The organism is Acinetobacter sp. G11 (genome assembly GCF_049808495.1).
GTDB classification, from domain to species: domain Bacteria; phylum Pseudomonadota; class Gammaproteobacteria; order Pseudomonadales; family Moraxellaceae; genus Acinetobacter; species Acinetobacter kookii.
Window position 1 is genome coordinate 1 of sequence record NZ_JBNCAT010000020.1, and the last position, 18,057, is coordinate 18,057.

The 18,057-nt window shown below is 43.6% G+C and carries 18 protein-coding genes and 1 rRNA gene; 7 read left to right on the plus strand and 12 right to left on the minus strand.

The window, feature by feature from the left end; translation table 11 throughout:
- The 6 genes from rrf to ACPUEY_RS08930 all read left to right on the plus strand — a co-directional run.
- A 5S ribosomal RNA gene (gene rrf / locus ACPUEY_RS08905) occupies window positions 1-90 on the plus strand; the annotation flags it as partial.
- A gap of 341 nt (window positions 91-431) precedes the next feature.
- The gene (locus ACPUEY_RS08910) at window positions 432-1,778 is read left to right on the plus strand and encodes an MFS transporter (protein WP_092820555.1); all 1,347 of its coding nucleotides are present in this window, start codon (window positions 432-434) and stop codon (window positions 1,776-1,778) included.
- Between the two features lie 323 nt (window positions 1,779-2,101).
- Window positions 2,102-3,451, plus strand: coding sequence for an aromatic acid/H+ symport family MFS transporter (locus ACPUEY_RS08915; RefSeq protein ID WP_425121849.1), 1,350 nt, complete (start codon window positions 2,102-2,104; stop codon window positions 3,449-3,451).
- Window positions 3,452-3,546: 95 nt separating this feature from the next.
- Complete coding sequence (locus ACPUEY_RS08920; protein ID WP_425121850.1) at window positions 3,547-4,383, plus strand: hypothetical protein; 837 nt, start codon at window positions 3,547-3,549, stop codon at window positions 4,381-4,383.
- Window positions 4,384-4,422: 39 nt separating this feature from the next.
- On the plus strand, window positions 4,423-4,746 hold the full coding sequence (locus tag ACPUEY_RS08925; RefSeq protein ID WP_425121851.1) for an ankyrin repeat domain-containing protein: 324 nt from the start codon (window positions 4,423-4,425) through the stop codon (window positions 4,744-4,746).
- Between the two features lie 318 nt (window positions 4,747-5,064).
- Window positions 5,065-6,249: a PQQ-dependent sugar dehydrogenase gene (locus ACPUEY_RS08930; RefSeq protein ID WP_425121852.1), complete on the plus strand. Its 1,185-nt coding sequence runs from the start codon at window positions 5,065-5,067 to the stop codon at window positions 6,247-6,249.
- 69 nt (window positions 6,250-6,318) lie between these two features.
- Here ACPUEY_RS08930 and ACPUEY_RS08935 read toward each other — a convergent pair whose 3' ends face one another.
- The 8 genes from ACPUEY_RS08935 to ribF all read right to left on the minus strand — a co-directional run bounded on the left by ACPUEY_RS08935 (window position 6,319) and on the right by ribF (window position 13,290).
- The gene (locus ACPUEY_RS08935; RefSeq protein ID WP_425121853.1) at window positions 6,319-6,564 is read right to left on the minus strand and encodes a hypothetical protein; all 246 of its coding nucleotides are present in this window, start codon (window positions 6,562-6,564) and stop codon (window positions 6,319-6,321) included.
- Between the two features lie 40 nt (window positions 6,565-6,604).
- On the minus strand, window positions 6,605-6,766 hold the full coding sequence (locus tag ACPUEY_RS08940) for a hypothetical protein (protein WP_425121854.1): 162 nt from the start codon (window positions 6,764-6,766) through the stop codon (window positions 6,605-6,607).
- 249 nt (window positions 6,767-7,015) lie between these two features.
- Window positions 7,016-7,267, minus strand: coding sequence for a hypothetical protein (locus ACPUEY_RS08945; protein WP_425121855.1), 252 nt, complete (start codon window positions 7,265-7,267; stop codon window positions 7,016-7,018).
- A 411-nt stretch (window positions 7,268-7,678) separates the two neighbouring features.
- Window positions 7,679-8,221, minus strand: coding sequence for an NADPH-dependent FMN reductase (locus ACPUEY_RS08950; RefSeq protein ID WP_425121856.1), 543 nt, complete (start codon window positions 8,219-8,221; stop codon window positions 7,679-7,681).
- A 147-nt stretch (window positions 8,222-8,368) separates the two neighbouring features.
- Entirely contained in the window at window positions 8,369-8,851 is a 483-nt protein-coding gene (locus tag ACPUEY_RS08955; RefSeq protein ID WP_092820565.1) for an FKBP-type peptidyl-prolyl cis-trans isomerase, read from the minus strand.
- A complete protein-coding gene (gene lspA, locus ACPUEY_RS08960) occupies window positions 8,844-9,386 on the minus strand; it encodes a signal peptidase II (RefSeq protein ID WP_086196606.1) in 543 nt (180 codons plus the stop codon). The genes ACPUEY_RS08955 and lspA overlap by 8 nt, the downstream gene beginning before the upstream one ends.
- A complete protein-coding gene (ileS, locus tag ACPUEY_RS08965) occupies window positions 9,379-12,225 on the minus strand; it encodes an isoleucine--tRNA ligase (RefSeq protein WP_425121857.1) in 2,847 nt (948 codons plus the stop codon). Before ileS ends, lspA begins: the two co-directional genes overlap by 8 nt.
- 63 nt (window positions 12,226-12,288) lie before the next feature.
- Window positions 12,289-13,290, minus strand: coding sequence for a riboflavin biosynthesis protein RibF (ribF, locus tag ACPUEY_RS08970; RefSeq protein ID WP_425121858.1), 1,002 nt, complete (start codon window positions 13,288-13,290; stop codon window positions 12,289-12,291).
- Between the two features lie 319 nt (window positions 13,291-13,609).
- Here ribF and ACPUEY_RS08975 point away from each other — a divergent pair, with 319 nt between their 5' ends.
- Window positions 13,610-14,182 carry a 5'-nucleosidase gene (locus ACPUEY_RS08975; protein WP_131274243.1) on the plus strand — a complete coding sequence of 191 codons (573 nt, stop codon included), beginning with the start codon at window positions 13,610-13,612 and terminating at the stop codon, window positions 14,180-14,182.
- Window positions 14,183-14,252: 70 nt separating this feature from the next.
- Here the strand turns inward: ACPUEY_RS08975 and ACPUEY_RS08980 are convergent, their stop codons facing one another.
- The 4 genes from ACPUEY_RS08980 to ssuD form a co-directional block, all read right to left on the minus strand.
- Window positions 14,253-14,867 (minus strand): TetR/AcrR family transcriptional regulator, encoded by a 615-nt coding sequence (locus tag ACPUEY_RS08980; protein WP_092820571.1) that lies wholly within the window; start codon window positions 14,865-14,867, stop codon window positions 14,253-14,255.
- 379 nt (window positions 14,868-15,246) lie between these two features.
- Window positions 15,247-16,056 (minus strand): ABC transporter ATP-binding protein, encoded by an 810-nt coding sequence (locus ACPUEY_RS08985; RefSeq protein ID WP_425121859.1) that lies wholly within the window; start codon window positions 16,054-16,056, stop codon window positions 15,247-15,249.
- 10 nt (window positions 16,057-16,066) lie between these two features.
- Window positions 16,067-16,882, minus strand: a complete 816-nt coding sequence (gene ssuC / locus ACPUEY_RS08990; RefSeq protein WP_425121860.1) for an aliphatic sulfonate ABC transporter permease SsuC — start codon at window positions 16,880-16,882, stop codon at window positions 16,067-16,069.
- Window positions 16,882-18,057: an FMNH2-dependent alkanesulfonate monooxygenase gene (ssuD, locus tag ACPUEY_RS08995; protein WP_425121861.1), complete on the minus strand. Its 1,176-nt coding sequence runs from the start codon at window positions 18,055-18,057 to the stop codon at window positions 16,882-16,884. Before ssuD ends, ssuC begins: the two co-directional genes overlap by 1 nt.

The window sequence follows — 18,057 nt, forward strand, 5'->3', positions numbered from 1 at the left end:
CACCTGATCCCTTCCCGAACTCAGAAGTGAAACCTCTTAGCGCTGATGGTAGTGTGGGATTACCCATGTGAGAGTAAGTCATCGCCAGCTCATTATTCTAAAAAGCCCCCTCTAATGAGGGGGCTTTTTTTATGCGTGGAGTTTTATTAAAAAGAAGAATGATTTAAAAAGAACAATTCAATTTTACTTTCCTGGCCCCCAATTCAGCATTGTCAATTTAAAAATGGTTAAAAACTAAACTCAAGGGTCTAGAATTCTGGTCATTTTTAATACTTTAGTAGAGTGTTTACTCGAAAATGGCTGTGTTCAACTGAGTCTGTTACGAAAGCATACTGCTATAAATCATCGAAAATAATAAAAAGATTACAGATCATGTGCTGTGTCGTAGTAATAACAATTAATTAAAACTCACAATTGGAGGTGAGAAAAAAATGGCAGCAAACACGGTTAGTGTGAATGATGTGATTGATCAGGCAAAATTCACTAAATTTCACTTGAGCATTGTATTATGGTGTTTATTCATTGTTCTATTTGACGGATATGATTTAGCGATCAATGGTGTGGTTCTGCCTCTGCTGATGCAGGAGTGGGGCATGAGTGCTGTTCAAGCCGGTATGCTGGCAAGTACAGCACTCGCTGGCATGATGTTTGGAGCAATGCTGTTTGGTATGCTTGCAGACAAAATTGGTCGTAAAAAAGTTATTTTAATTTGCGTCTCTTTATTTAGTGGTTTTACATTTTTAGGTGGATTTGCAACGAATCCAACAGAGTTTGGTATTTTACGTTTTATTGCAGGTTTAGGGATTGGTGGCGTATTACCGAATCTCGTTGCTTTAACATCTGAATATGCGCCTAAACGTTTAAAAAGTACACTTGTAACCACAATGTTTAGTGGTTATGCCGTAGGCGGTATTATGGCTGCATTATGTGGTTCCTGGTTTGCACCAAGCTTTGGCTGGAAAATTATGTTCTTCATTGCAGGTATTCCATTACTTTTTGTGCCACTTTTTTGGAAATTCTTACCTGAGTCTTTAACTTTCCTGGTTAAAGAACAAAAAATGAATGAAGCACGTCGTTTTATCAAACGAGTTGAGCCAACTGCAGACGTACGAGCAGATACTGAACTCGTTCTAGCAACAGGCGATCAGACACACAGTGCATCTGTAAAAGCTTTATTTTCAGAAAATCGTGCAACAGGAACATTCTTATTTTGGGTTGCTTTCTTCATGTGCTTACTTATGCTTTACGCACTTGGAAGTTGGTTACCAAAACTGATGATGGCTGCAGGTTATTCTTTAGGCAGCAGTTTAATGTTCTTATTAGCACTGAATATTGGTGCAGTGATCGGAACGATTGGTGGTGGTATTTTAGCAGACCGTTTTGACTTTAAACCTGTTCTTATTGGCATGTTAATTGTCGGTGTACTGTCTTTGGTTGGTTTAGGCTTTAATTCTCCACAGCCTGTTATTTACTTACTTGTCAGCTTGGCAGGTGCATCATCGATTGGTACAAGTATCTTGTTATATAGCTTTGTTGCTCAATACTATCCTGTTGCAGTACGTTCTACTGGTATTGGTTGGGCTTCTGCTGTGGGACGTACCGGTGCAATTGTTGGTCCAATCGTGATTGGTATGCTGCTTGGTATGGAATTACCACATAAATGGAACTTTATCGCGGTTGCAATTCCAGGCATTATCGGCATGATCGCTATTTCAATGATTCGTCAACCAAAACCTGTTCGCGTTGTAGTGAAACAATTGAAAACAGCCAAAATTTAAACTGCCGTCATTGGTCCATCCAGTTAAAAAAGCCCCTTTGAATTAAGGGGCTTTTGCATATCTTTTGTACAAAATCAAACCCATCAAAAAAGATAATCGATCTAAAAGGCCTGAATAGCCCAATTTACTTATAAAAATGATCATAAATTAATCTAATAATAATGTGATATATCAATCAAATAAATGTTATTCCAGTGCTCATAGAAGAATATCAATTAGTCTTATTGTGCGTTAAATCCGGCTTGCGTATATTGCGTCGAATTAAATATTCAGCCGAATATTTAAAGGATGTTACGGACAAGTACTCATGGGAGATGAGAACGATGACAATGGAAACTGTAGATATAAATTCTGTAGTCGACAATGCGAAATTTACGCCTTTTCACTTCAATGTAGTTGCTTGGTGTTTACTGGTAATTTTATTTGATGGTTATGATTTGGCAATTAATGGTGTAACTTTACCACTATTAATGAAGGACTGGGGCTTAAGTGCCGTTCAAGCTGGAATGCTTGCCAGTACAGCTCTTGCAGGCATGATGTTTGGTGCGATGATCTTCGGTTCCTTGGCGGACAAGATTGGTCGTAAAAAAGTAATCATGATCTGTATTGTTTTATTTAGCGGTTTAACCTTTGCTGGTGGTTTTGCTTCTAACCCAACTGAATTTGGTATTTTACGCTTCCTGGCTGGTCTGGGTATTGGCGGTGTGATGCCAAACCTGGTGGCGCTGACTTCTGAATATGCCCCACAAAAAATGCGCAGCACACTTGTGACCACCATGTTTAGCGGTTATGCGGTTGGTGGTGTGATGGCGGCATTATTAGGTTCATGGTTTACGCCTGATTTTGGTTGGCAAATCATGTTCTTTATTGCCGGTATTCCTTTATTTTTACTGCCTGTAATCTGGAAATTCTTGCCTGAATCTTTATCGTTTATGGTAAAGCAAAACAAGCAGGCTGAAGCACGTCGTATTGTGCATCGCCTGTCTCCAAATACCAAGGTTACGGACCAGACCACATTTACTTTGCCACAGGAAAATGTACCTGAAGCGGCAAACGTAGTGAGCTTGTTCCGTCGTGGCCGTGCAACCAATACCTTATTGTTCTGGGTTGCATTCTTCACCTGCTTGCTGACCATGTATGCCTTGAGCAGCTGGTTACCGAAGCTGATGATGGCGGCTGGTTACTCGATGGATAACAGCCTGATGTTTATGATGGTCATGAACGTGGGTGCGGTTGTCGGTATTGTGGGCGGTGGTATTCTGGCTGACCGTTTCCACTTGAAACCGGTATTGATGGTTCTGGGTATGATGGGCGCGGTTGTGATGAGCTCAATGGGCTTTGCGTCTAACCAGTTCTTACTTTACATCTTGGTGTTCCTGGCGGGTGCAGCATCAATTGGTTCGCAAATGTTGCTATATAGCTATGTTGCGCAGTTCTACCCACTTGCAGTACGTTCAACGGGTATTGGCTGGTCGTCTGCGATTGGTCGTATGGGCGCGATTGTAGGGCCGATCCTGATTGGCGGCTTACTGGGCATGAACCTACCTGCACATTTCAACTTCATTGCAGTCGGCTTACCGGTGCTAATTACTGCGATTGCAGTTGCATTGATTATGCATGACGATGAGTCTGAAAAGATTGGTTCAGTTGAACCGGCGGTGTCTAAAGCTTAAAAGTTAAGTTTAAAAAAGAAGCCTCCGAAAGGGGGCTTTTTTTATTTTTTAATAGCTCTAAAATCTTTAAAATAATTAAATAACCAGAGTATAAAATGATTTCTGAGGAATGGCTAAATAACTTAAACGATGAATTTATTAAAAGAGGAATTCCTCATCGTACTAGAGCATCTGAAGCCTATAGACGTATGTGTTTGGAGATAGTTGATACAGATTTTAATTCTGTAGAGGCAAGATATGTCTATGAGTGGTTTGAGAAAGTAACAAAACCAGGAAGTCAGAATTTTATCATTAAAAATAGATTTCCTTTTTATTACGATGGTGAATTTTGGTTATTAAAAATTCCCTTTATAGCTGGTACACCTCTTTTAAACGATATAGAACAATATTTAGAAATACCTGAGGCTATAAAGAATCAGCTAGTGCAATCAAAAAAATCTTATCAAAAATTTCAGCAACATTTTATTTTAAGCCTTAATTATGTTTTGACTTTTGAGGAAGTTTTAAGTTTGATTGAAGATAATGAAGGATTAAAAAAATGGCTTGGTTCAGCTAATGATGAATTAAGAGCAGGAATTGAAATTTTATTAAGCGGTTATGGTATAAGCCGAGCAGCATTAAATTTTAGAAACTCATTCGAGAACTTTCTGAAAGCTTTAATTTTTTTCAAACTACGGTTAAATGATGACGAAATGAGAACAAAATTCAACCATAAGTTGGCAAGTGCTTTTGATCAGGTTATTAAAATAACTGATTACAAAAAATTAAATAGTTTAAGGAAAGTAATAGAAAAATTTCCTAAGGTTGAGGATCGTTATGATGTTAATAAATTTGATCATACTGTTATTTTAGAAATTTTAAATTGTACTCAGGTTATGGCACTTCATATTGTGACCTTTATAAAAACTGAATTGAAATCATGTAGTGAATAAGTTCAAATAAGTTAAACAAATATATTTAGGCTTTTATTTATGAAACTCAACTCATTCTCCCCCATCCCTGAAGATGACGATGAACTGCATCTTCCTGAACTGGTGTACTGGGCATCGCTAGGCGACATCGACCAGGTTGAACAGGCCTTACAGGAAGGTCTGGATGTCAACTCTGCCGATGAAGAAGGCTATAGCGCCTTACATGCAGCAGCTGAAAATGATCACTTAGAAGTCGTTAAACTATTGATCAGTAAAGGCGCAGATGTGGATCATCGCAGTACCTATACCGCTTTGGAGCTTGCTGAAATGGCAGGCAATAAAGAAGTCGTAGCTTACCTTAAAAGCTTAAAAGGATTATCCTGATAAAAAAGAAGCCCCATCATCCTGATAGGGCTTCTTTATATGGGTTGCCTAGGTATGACTCCTGTCGTACCTCACGTCCTGATGCTCAAACATTATTATTGTTGTTTTCTGTTTGGGAAACTTCCTGTCTCCTGATGAGTTCAGAATAAGAAATTTATCTTGAAGGAGATAGAGGCCAATAGAACCATTTTGTGTACGCTATGTCTTACATAACCCACCAGACCAAATGAAAGTTTGTTACCAATAAAAAATAGTGATTTTCAATATTGTACTTAAAATAAACCGGGTGAGCTCTTTGAATGGCAGAGGATAATCAGAATGAAAATATTCCGACAGCGTATGCTGAGCACCATCATATTGATCAGTACATCAGGTTTAACCGCATGCAATGCACAAACTGACGCTGTCAATCCGGCAGCCAAGTCAGCCGCAGAAACTGCATCTTCCAAACCTTCTTCAGGTTCAGTCAATCAAACGTATAAACTGACGCGCATCGTAGAATTTAATGAACCCTGGGCCATCGCAGGGCTGAAGGATGGCCGTTTACTGGTCACTGAAAGAAAGGGAAAGTTACAGTTATTTGACCCCAAAACCAGACAAAAAGTTGAAGTCAAAGGCATACCTAAAGTGGCTTATGGTGGGCAAGGCGGCTTGGGCGATATTGCTTTGCATCCACAATTTGAACAGAACCATATCATTTACTTTAGTTATGCTGAAGCAGGACAAGGCGGCTACGGGGCTGTGGTTGCCCGGGGTGAATTAGATTTATCTAATGTTCAGCAACCGCAAGTTAAAAATTTAAAAACCATATGGAAACAGGTACCTAAAGTACAAGGGCAGGGACATTATGCCCATCGGCTCCTGTTTGGTCAGGATGGAAAGTTATGGATTAGCTCGGGTGAACGCCAGAAGTTTGATCCGGCGCAAAATATGCAATCCAATTTAGGCAAAATATTGCGTCTTAATGAAGATGGAACGCCTGCTGCAGGTAATCCGTTTAGCCGTCAGGGCGAAATTGCAAAACAGGTCTGGTCGTTGGGGCATCGTAATCCATTAGGCATTGCATTTGATGCACAAGGCAAACTTTGGGTGGTCGAAATGGGTCCCAAAGGTGGCGATGAACTGAACCTGATTGTAAAAGGTGAAAATTACGGTTATCCGCTGGTTTCAAATGGCGATCATTATGATGGCCGAGATATTCCTGACCATCATACCCGCCCTGAATTTAAAGCACCTGAAATCAGCTGGACACCCGTCATCTCTCCATCCAGCCTGATTTTTTATCAGGGTTCCCAATTTCCTGCATGGAAAGATAAGGCCCTGATTAGCGGTCTATCTTCCAAATCCATTGTGGTGGTGGATACAGCGATGAAACCTGTGACTGAAGTACAGCGCGTAGATATGAAGCAACGTATCCGTGATGTGCTGGAAGCCCCGGATGGCTCTATTTGGGTGCTGGAAGATGGCCAAAATGCCAGATTGCTGAAAATGACTGCGAAATAATACGGCTTATACAATTGAAAAGCCCCGGGTGGGACTTTGGAAATAATGGATATTCAGGATTGCCTGGAATCAGGCGGCGTAGTGCTCATCTGCATTAAATGCATTGGCCTGTATCTGGATTAGGTTACGGTTGCCTTGTTCGCCATTCATGCGCCAATGGGCGATCTTGATATTATCCACAATGGCTACATCACCTTTCTGCCATTGTAGTAACAGGGCATCCCGGTACATGGCATCAAAAAAGGCCTGCTTGTCTTGATCGTTCCATTCCACTTGCTCACCTTGCTGGTTAAAAATTTCCCAGGTCAGCTGCATGCCATCAGCGGTTGAATCCAGCTGAATATCACCGCGATTTTCAAAGCAGTTTTGTGCCGCCTGATAGGCAAACGGATTGGTATTGTTGGCAAATGCCCAAGGTTGGACGGACTTTTTTCAGCAAGATCCGGTCAATAAAATTGACCTTGCGTGATGAAACATAAGAAAAATGATTCCAGGTTCCCAGGTATTTTTGTTTCACTGTTTCGGGAAAGTTTTCCCAAATCTGTTCCAGATTGTTAAAGCCTGTTTCTGCCAGATAAGTAGAAGGTTCCTGACAATATAAGGCAATATAGCGTGAGCGTTCCGAACGAACGCCACCTTCAACATGCGGACCACCCTATATGGAATTTTCTATAGGCCCGAGCTGAACGGTATTACGGTCGATATAACGCCGATAATCGCCCGCACCTAAAATGCTTTCACTGTATTTACGCATCCAGGAGGCGACTCAACTCGGTATATTGGGGTTAAAAGCATTCCAGGGCTGGAATTTAAATTGCTGTTCAATCAGGTGATGAAATTCGTCGGTATGTTGGATGTTAAATCCACGGAAAATCAAAATGCCGTATTGATGCAACTGGTGCATCAGCTGTTCAAGATTCCGTTCAATATATTGGGCCAGGTCAAGCGCTGTATTGCCGTTTTCAGGGGTAATAAACAATTTAGCGTAATTGTTCAGCAAGCGATGTTCTAATTGCATCTCTTTTCTCTCAAGCATTTTTATTGTTTTGTTCAGGACGGCTGAAATAATTCTGAGGATTATTCCTTTGATTCCTCATTTTTGCATGGGTGTAATTATAGAGTTTGAAATTTGCATCTCATGTAAATTTTGATCGTTTGGGTTCAAGTTTTCGATAAATGGTCAGTCAGATCACAATCATGTATAAAGAAAAAACCCCGACATCCTGTCGGGGTTTTTCATATTCATTCTAAGGTATAACTCCTGTCGTACCTTGCAGCATCCTGCTGTTATTTTCGCTTATCTTTTTAGTTTTAAGCTTAGAGACTTCCTGTCTCGGTATGAGTTAAATATATCGTGAAAAATAATGTGTGAAAAGGAGATATATTCTTCAAATCTTGTAAGCTTAAACGTACAACGTTTTCGAAAACATCAAGAACTTACGTATCGAATCAGTTTATTCAGCACGTCCTTTAAGGTTTTCTGGTCAAACTCATTCGGTTCAAATTCTTCGGTTTTATTACGTGAAAAAATATCGCGAATTTCAATGACCGCATTACTGTCGATTAAACCGAGTTGTGTGCCGACCTGGCGAATCTGGTCTATGGAACGGGAACCATTGGTTGCACCGTAGCCAATATAGGCAGCCGGTTTGCCTTGCCATTCTTTACCGACGTAATCGAGTGCATTTTTAAGCGCCGGACTGTAGCCATGATTATATTCAGGACTGATAAAAATAAAGGCATCGCCCGAAGCCACTTTATCTGCCCAGTCTTGTTGTTTGGGTTGATCATAAATGCCTGTTATGGGCGGATGGCTGCCGGCAAAAATCGGCAGATTCCATTCTTTTAAATCGACCAGTTCGGCCTGAACGGTACTAAAATTGGCCTGATCTATACTGCGCTTTACCCAGCGTGCCACTTTAATGGCGGTCCGCCCTTCACGCACGCTACCCACGACAATATATATTTTCATGTATGATCCCTAGTTTTTTGAATTTTCGTCTTTAACTTATTATGAATGTTATTTATTGAATATTAGGGATTTGTATCTTCTAGCCTGTGATAAAAACAGAAAATAAAAAGCTCCCGAAGGAGCTTTGAAAGGTATAGGGCTGAAACCTTACATAATTTTAATGCCTTGCTGACCCGCAGGCGTTACTTTAAAGATTTCCACTTCAAAAGTAATATCCTTACCGGCAAGCGGGTGGTTAAAGTCAATTTCGGTAATGTCTTCACCGACCGATTTCACCACACCAAACAGGCTTTGCTTGGCTTTATCTTCAAACTCAATCATATGACCCACAACAGGTGTCTGTTCGAATTTAACCGTGTCAAACTTTTGTACGTTTTCAGGATTCCATGGACCAAAAGCCTCTTCAGGAGGAAGGCTCACGGTACGACGGTCCCCGGCACGTAGACCAAACAGGGCTTTTTCGAAGCCCGGCAACAAACTGCCATCACCCATTACCAGGCTGACAGGCGTTTCACGGCTGCGGGTGTTGTCAATTTCCACGCCATTTTCAATAGCGACCGAAAAATGCAGCTCAACTTTAGAGCCTGCTGCAATTCGGGTTTCTTCATTAGGATTAATAATTTCAGTCATTTTGTTGCGCTTCCGCACGTTGAATACGGTGTTTTTCCAGGAAAAACGTATCGATCAGGAGCAAGATAGTTCCCACGGTAATGGCACTATCGGCAATATTAAAAGCAGGAAAGTGGCTGTTGTTGTAGTAAACGTGAATAAAATCGACCACATAACCCAAGGTGACCCGGTCAATCAGGTTACCGATGGCGCCACCTAAAATCAGGGCAATCGCCATAGGTAAAATCACGATTTTTTTCGGCATCCGCATCAGCCAAAATACAAAAATCACAGACACTAATGCTGCCAGTGAAGTAAAGAAATAACGTTGCCATCCACCGGCATCGGACAAGAAACTAAAGGCTGCGCCATAGTTATGTAGCAATGTCCAGTTTAAAAAGGGCAGTACAGGGACCGGATCTGCATAGTTCAGATGGGTCGTTGCAAACCATTTGGTCCATTGATCCAGAATAATCGCCACAATGGATAATCCGACCCACACAAGATTGTGCGGGTAGAACTGAAATAAGCCCTTTTTGTTTTGCGGATTAGGCATACTTTCTCTCTTCGCCTTGACCTGTAGGAAGGTTAATAATACAACGAGAACAAAGACCTGGATGTTCATGATGTGTATTCACATCAGGCAGGACATGCCAGCAGCGTGCACATTTTTCACCATCGGCCGCTGAAACTTTCACACGTAAACCTTCCAGATCGCTTGCTTCGCCTTGTGCTTCATCAAAGGCATTTACTGCCACTTGTGAAGTAATCAGGACAAAACGAAGTTCATCGTTTAACTGATCCAGTACCGCTTTCAATTCGGCATTGGCCCACAGTTCAACTTTGGCAGACAGGTTAGAACCAATCAGTTTGGCATTACGCGCTGCTTCAATTTGCTTGTTCACCGCAGACTTAACGCTAATTAAAGTCTGCCAGTCGGCTTCTGAAACCAGGTTCGCAGTTGAAGCCACCGGAATGTCATACCATTCCGCGGTGAATACGTATTTCTCGCTTTGACCTGGAATTAAAGGCCAAGCTTCTTGTGCGGTAAAGCTCAAGATTGGCGCCATCCAGCGTACAAAGGCCTGGACCAGGTGATACAGCGCAGTTTGGGCAGAATGACGTGCCTGTGAATCTGCCTTGGTGGTGTATTGACGGTCTTTGATGATGTCGAGATAGAAACCACCCAGGTCGTTAATACAGAAGTTGGTCAGCGCGTTCGTGACGATATGGAAGTTCATATCTTCATAAGCTTGCTGAATGGTTTTTTGTACGTCGCTTGCGCGTTGCAGGATGTATTGATCCAAGGCAATCAATTGATCGACTTGCAAAGCATCGGTTGCAGGCTGGAAGCCGTTCAGGTTTGCCAGCAAGAAACGCAAGGTATTACGGATACGGCGGTAACCGTCCGAAGCACGGCTAAAGATTTCCTTACCAGCCGTCATTTCATAACGGTAATCCGCAGATGCGATCCAGAAGCGTAAGCCGTCTGCACCCATGTCTTTAATGATGTCTTGTGGGGTGATGATGTTACCCAACGACTTCGACATCTTGCGGCCTTTTTCATCGACCACGAAGCCGTGTGTCAACAAGCCTTTGTACGGTGCGCGTTCGTTAATCGCAATTGAAGTCAGCAATGAAGACTGGAACCAGCCACGGTGCTGGTCTGAACCTTCCAGGTACAAATCCGCAGGGTCTTGCAGTTCTTCACGTTCACGAAGTACGGCGTAGTGGGTTGTACCCGAGTCGAACCACACGTCCAGCGTATCGCGTACCGCATTGTAGTGTTCTGCATCTATACCAATAAAGTCAGCAGCATCGCGGTTGTACCAGCCATCAATGCCTTCCTGTTCGATCAGTTTTGCAACTTCTTCAATCAGTTCAGGTGTACGTGGATGCAATTCGTTGGTGTCTTTGTGTACAAAGAATGGAATTGGCACGCCCCAGGTACGTTGACGTGAGATACACCAGTCCGGACGGCCTTCAATCATCGCCTGAATACGGTTTTTACCCCAATCCGGCACGAAGCTGATTTCATTTTCAATCGCGTTCAATGCGCCTTGGCGTAAACCTTTGGCATCCATGCTGATGAACCATTGCGGTGTTGCACGGAAGATAATCGGGGTTTTATGGCGCCAGCAGTGCGGGTAGCTGTGCTTGATTGGGTGATGTGCCCAAAGTTTGCCCGCTTCACTTAATGCTTCAATGATTTTGGGATTGGCTTTATAAATGTGTTCGCCGGCAAAAATAGGGGAAGTTGGCAGGTAAACACCATTACCACCGACTGGATTGTCAACTTTCAGGTTATATTGCAAGCCAACTTTATAGTCGTCCACACCGTGGCCAGGCGCCGTATGTACTGCACCGGTACCGCTAGTTGCAATGACGTGTTCACCCAAAATCACCGGTACTTGGCGATCATTAATTAACGGATGTTGTAGGACCAGATTCTCAAGTTTACTACCTGCAAAATCGGCAATCACTTCAACGGTTGTAAAGTCATAACGTTCAGTAGCAGATTCAACCAGATCTTTCGCCAAGATAAAGTTTTGAGGTTGTTTGTCTTCACCACGTGCTTTGACCAATTGATATTCAATTTCAGCATGCAGGGCAACCGCCTGGTTGGCAGGCAATGTCCAAGGTGTTGTGGTCCAGATCACGATGTCAGTGCGGTCAGTCACTTGAACGCCTAAACGTGCAGACAGGTCTGCCAAGTCAAGCACGCTGAAACCGACATCAATCGCATCCGACTTTTTATCTTCATATTCAACTTCAGCTTCTGCCAATGCCGAACCACAGTCCAGACACCAGTTCACCGGTTTTAAACCCGGTTCGATATGACCTGCTTTGGCAATGGCACCTAATGAACGCACGATGTCGGCTTCTTGCTTGAAGTTCATGGTGAGGTATGGATTGTCCCAGTCACCGAACACGCCCATACGCACGAAGTCTTTTTTCTGTAATTCAACCTGGGTGTAGGCATATTCACGGCAGTGCTTGCGGAAAGTTGCGGCATCGACTTTCACGCCGACCTTGCCGACTTTTTCTTCAACTTTCAGTTCGATTGGCAGACCGTGACAGTCCCAACCCGGCACATAAGGAGCATCATAGCCATCCATCACGCGGCTTTTGATGATGATGTCTTTTAAAACCTTGTTGACTGCGTGACCTAAATGGATTTGACCGTTGGCGTACGGAGGGCCGTCATGAAGCACATATTTTTTCTTGCCAATACGCGATGCACGAATCTGCTGATAAATGTTGTCGGCATACCACTCTTCTAACCATTTTGCTTCACGTACTGCCAGATTTGCTTTCATTGCAAATTCAGTACCTGGGAGGTTTAGCGTGGCTTTATAATCCACTGCATTTTCAGGAGTTTGCTTATCGCTCATGCAAGTTGTCTTCCAATTTAATCAGCCTTGGGCTGACGCGTTTTACAATAAAAAATCTGGGATTTAAAAGGGAAAATGGGGCGTGTTTTGTCGAAACTCAAGCAGTTTCTCAACATCATCATCAATTCCGGCTTTTAATGCTTCAAGCGAAGGGTAGTCCTTTTCGCCATGTAAATAGTGCAAGAATGTCACCCGCATTAACAGGCCATACAGATTAGCAGAAACATCAGGAAAATGTACTTCTAATCGCCATTCCGGATGGACTTGTTTGATGGCCGGTCGTGTGCCGACATGTCCAGCACCGAACAGGGCAGTAGGTTCATAGCCTGCAATGCCTGATTTTTCAGGATTGTCGGCTTTCACTTTATCTTTTAACGATGAGGTTTCACAGACCACTTCTACGCCGTAAATGCCTTTTAAGCACGGTTTATGACGGTTTAGCGCGACATTAATGGTGGGAAAATCAAGGGTTCGTCCAATCTGGTCACCGTATTGTACCCGACCGGTGATGCTATAGGGACGGCCGAGTAATTTGGCAGCAAGGGCTAAATCGCCTGCTTGCAGGGTCTGGCGAATACGGGTCGAACTGACGCGTTCACCGTCCAGTGCAACCGTGGTTAAGTTGGTGACCTGAAAACCATAGGCTCTTAAAAACTCACTATTGCCCTGACGGTTTTTGCCAAAGTGGAAGTCATCGCCCAATACGAGGCTGTGGGCATTCAGTTTGAGTTTTAACAGTTCAGCAAAGCTTTCAGCATTGAGACTGCGGAAATGGTTATCAAATTTTGCAACGGCAATGTAGTCCACGCCCAGTTCGGTCAGATATTCCACTTTTTCACGCAGTGAGGTGATGCGTGGAGGAGCGTCATAACCCTTAAAAAATTCCAGAGGTTGCGGCTCGAAAATCATCACCAGGGTTTTTAGATTTTCTGCGGCTGCCAGCTGTTTTAACTGGCTAATCATCGCCTGATGGCCTAAATGTACACCGTCAAAATTACCAATGGTTACGGCCGTTTTTGGCAATTGAAAATTGGGCGCTAAAGCATTCAGGCGGAGCAGCTTCATGGGCGAATCAATAAGTGAAAAATTATCAGGGCTATATATTGCCATAATCTTACGCTTTCGTCTTGTTGTTGTGTTTTCATACAAAAAAATATTAAATTTCTTGCAAAAATAGGATGTAAAAAAAACGCATACAGCAGATTCCTGGCATGGAATGGTTTTAAACTTGGTGATGCCAAGAAAAATAAATTCAAATATTCAAGTGAATGCGGGCTATTAAAATTTTGCACGCTAGCATGCTCACGATTTTAAATTTGCACTTGCTGGGTAATTCTTTTCTAATGTGCACAACTTTAAATTTGCACGTTACGAAGGTTTTGCTATGTCTGATCTGGCTTTAATTATGGCCTTGCCCAGTGAATCTAAAGGTCTGTTTGAGCAGGCAGGCATCGAAGTCCATTACAGCGGTATTGGCAAAGTCAATGCGGCCTTTAAAGCCTTTGAGGTGATTCACAAGACCGGTTGCAAGACCTTACTGAATTTGGGCACGGCGGGAAGTTCACATTTTAATGCACATGAACTGGTGGAAGTCACAACCTTTGTGCAACGGGATATGGATGTCTCTCCGCTCGGTTTTGCAGTCGGGGTGACCCCTATGGATGAGGACCATCCGGCAGAAATTCATTTGCAGTCCTATTTTCAGCATTTGCCTCAAGGCATCTGTGGAACGGGGGACAGCTTTGAAACAGGCCTGCCTAAAGTGCCATGCCATCTGGTCGATATGGAAGGCTATGCCATGGCCAAAGTGTGTAAAAAACTGGGGGTAAGATTTGTTTCAGTGAAATATATTACCGATGGGGCGAATGAAACTGCGCATCTGGATTGGGAAGAAAATTTATTGTTGGGTGCGCAAAAGCTATCAAAATTATATCAAACGATAAAAGAAGAACAGTGAAAGTGGCAATTCGGCGACCATAGAAAACTATGGTCGTATGCCAAAACTATCGTTGACGATAATTTAAGAGTTATGGACGGGGAATGACGCCATATAACATCATGTGTACCGTATGGTGAATACAACGTTGTTGCATACTGCGATTGCGTAAGGTTTTGCCGGTGACCATTTCCATCTGCACAGCAAAATCTGCATAGTTTTGGGTTAATGCCCAAATATTCAAAATCAGCAGTTCAGGGTCAATTTCCTTGGCAATTTTCCCCTGTTCTTGCCATGTGCTAATCACTTTAGCCTTGCGCTTGAACAGTTTCTTTAAAGGACCTTTTAGAATTGGCAAAATATGCGGAGCACCTTGAATCACTTCCAATGCAAACAGACGGGATGCTTTCGGTTGAGTACGCGATACTTCAATTTTTTGCAATAAATAATTGGTGATGGCTTCTTCAGGCTCTAGCTCTGATTCCAGCATTTGCAGTGGCGCAAGCCATTTCTGTAGAACGGTAGTGAGCACTTCTACATATAACGCTTCTTTATTTTCATAATAATAGAAAATATTTGATTTATGCATTTCAGCAATTTGAGCAATCTCGTCTAAGCTTGCCCCATTAAAACCGTAAAGGGAAAATACATCGAGTGCAGCATTCAGCAATTGATGTCTTTTTTGTGTACTCTTTTTTTGTTCCATTGGCAAATTTAAAAAATTAAAGGGGAAACATAAATTGTACGGCAAATCGTCAGATTTGTGCATAAGCAAAAGTTTTAATTTTATGAATAATGATGATTTATTTTGTAGATGAGCTATGAAATTACGATAAATTCAAAAAAGTAAAAAATTGAGGTAGAAAGATGGCTGTTTAGTATGCGATGCATATTCTCTAGTATTTCAGTCAGATTACAAATTAAAATATTGAGGCCCGGTAGGTGGTGCATTATTTGGGGAGAAGAGCCATCATTAAATAAAATTAAAGAATCTATTTATCTTGCCTTTACATCATCTTGAGATCAGCGCCAATCAACTCCGGATTGATAAGCGCTTATTTTAAATCCTGTTTCAAAAATAAAAATCAGGTCGCCAGTACGGCATTTAATACTTGTTGCTCGAGTTCACTAAACGCGTAATCTTTTTGTCGTGGTCGAGGCAAATCCACTTTAAACTGCTGGGCAATATGACCCTTATCTAACAGGATAATCCGGTCGGCCAGCTGCACGGCTTCGCTGACATCATGGGTTACCAGAATTGCGGTAAAACCCTGTTCGGTCCAGAGTTTTTCAATCAGGTTCTGCATGTCCAGACGGGTGAGTGCATCCAGTGCTCCTAAGGGCTCATCCAGCAGCAAGATACGGGGTTTATGCGATAAGGCCCGGGCCAGTGCCGTACGCTGACGCTGTCCCCCTGAAAGCTGCGATGGCCACAAGCCCGCTTTGTCTTTCAAGCCGACTTTTTCTAGCAGGGCAGAAGCATTGTCTTGCTGGTGTTTAGGTAAACCCAGCTGTACATTCTGCTCAATACTCCGCCATGGCAACAGTCGCGGGTCCTGGAACATGACCCGAATGTCATCGCTGGTAATGCCTTCGCGAATATGACGCGCTGATTTAAACTTGATTTCACCATAGCTCGGTTGTTCCAGATCGGCAATCAGACGCAGCAGGGTACTTTTACCGCAGCCACTGCGTCCGACAATGGCCAGGAATTCACCTGGCTGAATGTGCAGGTCCAGATCTTCCAGAACTTTGACTTCAGCATAGAATTTGTGCAGCTGTTCAATCAGAATTTCTGCACCGATTACAGCATGAGGATTGATATCGGTAGGGTCAGGTTGTTGCGGTATTGGGCGTTCTTCAGATGCATGACGCCCGATGCTTAAATCAGTCATGTCTTATTCCTTATTTTTGATAGCCAGCATGCCAACGGAGCAGGTATTTTTCTAAAGCGACAGCCAGTACATCAGCCAGTTTACCCAGCAGGGCATACAGTAAAATTCCTACCAGGACCACATCAGTCTGTAAAAACTCACGTGCATTCATGGTCATGTAACCAATCCCGGATTGTGCAGAAATGGTTTCGGCCACAATCAGCAGCACCCAGACCAGACCCAGTGCAAAACGTAAACCGACCAGAATCGAAGGCATCGCACCCGGTAAAATAATTTCTTTATACAACTGCCAGCGCGTTAAACCGTAACTTTTGCCCATCTCGATCAGCTGCGGATCGACTGAACGAATGCCATGATAGGTATTGATATAAAGCGGAAAGAATACCCCGACAGCAACCAGAAACAGCTTGGCAGATTCATCAATCCCGAACCATAAAATCACCAAAGGAATGAGTGCCAAAGCCGGGATATTACGGATCATCTGTAAGGTGGTATCCAGCAGGGTGGATGCCGTCTTGGAAGAACCATTCAGCAGGCCGAGCAGTAAACCTAAACCGCCACCAACCAATAAACCGAGCAGGGCTCGTCCGGCACTCACCTTCACGTGTTGCCAAAGTTCACCACTGACCAGCAGCTGCCAGAATGCAGCCACGACCGCCGTCGGTGCAGGTAAAATGTGGCTTTCTAACAGCCCGGTACTGGAGGCAATTTGCCAGACCAGAATCAGCGCAATCGGGAACAGCCAGGGCAGCAAACGCTGCCCCAATGGTGTTCCACGTGAAACCTTGGGTTTGGCCAAGGCTCCCGTAGAAATGCTTTTGCTCATTAAGCCGGCTCCTGATGTTTCACTTCCTTCTTGGCCTCATCTGCGACATAGTTATTTGCCACGATTTCGCCAAAAGGACCAGTCAAGTTCGGTTGAGCCAGTTTTTTACGGGTTTCTAAAGGCAGCAACGGGAACACCAGTTCGGCAAAACGGATGGACTCTTCCAGATGCGGGTAGCCTGAGAAAATGAAGGTATCAATGCCTAAATCGGCATATTCCTGAATGCGTGCAGCCACAGTTTTAGGGTCACCCACCAGTGCCGTACCTGCACCGCCACGAACCAGGCCTACGCCTGCCCAAAGGTTTGGAGATACTTCAAGTTTAGTACGGTCACCATTGTGCAGTTCAGCCATACGGCGTTGACCGACGGAATCCATCTGCTTGAATTTTTGTTGTGCAGCCGCAATGGTTGCATCATCCACATATTGAATCAGCTCTTCAGCAGCAGCCCATGCCTGTGCATTGGTTTCACGCACAATCACGTGTAAACGGATACCGTAACTTAAACTACGACCTTTAGCCGCAGCTTTGGCTCTGACATTTTCAATTTTTTCTTTCACGGCTGCCGGTGGTTCACCCCAAGTCAGGTAAGTATCGACCTGGTCGGTGGCCAATTCCACGGCTGCATCGGAAGAACCGCCAAACCAAAGCGGTGGATAAGGCTGCTGTACCGGTGGATAAAGCAGTTTTGCATCATCGACACTTAAATGTTCACCGTGGAAAGTGAAACTTTCACCAGTATGTGAACGTTTTAAAATTTCACGCCAGATGGTGGTGTATTCAGCTGCAGTTTTATAGCGCGTCGCGTGATCTTCATACACGCCGTCACCTTTCAGCTCTTGCTCATCACCACCGGTGACCAGGTTCAGCCGAACGCGACCGCCAGACAAACGGTCAAAGGTTGCTGCCATACGCGCAGCCAGTGCAGGCGTGGTCACGCCTGGACGTAATGCCACCAGGAATTTCAGGTTTTTGGTGGCATCGATCAGGCTGGCGGCGGTAATCCATGGATCTTCACATGAACGGCCGGTTGGAATCAGTACGCCTTCATACCCCAGGTTATCTACCGCGACCGCAATCTGTTTCATATAAGCATGATCGACCTGACGGGCGCCTTTGCTTGTGCCTAAATAACGACTGTCACCATGCGTAGGAATAAACCAGAAAATTTTCAT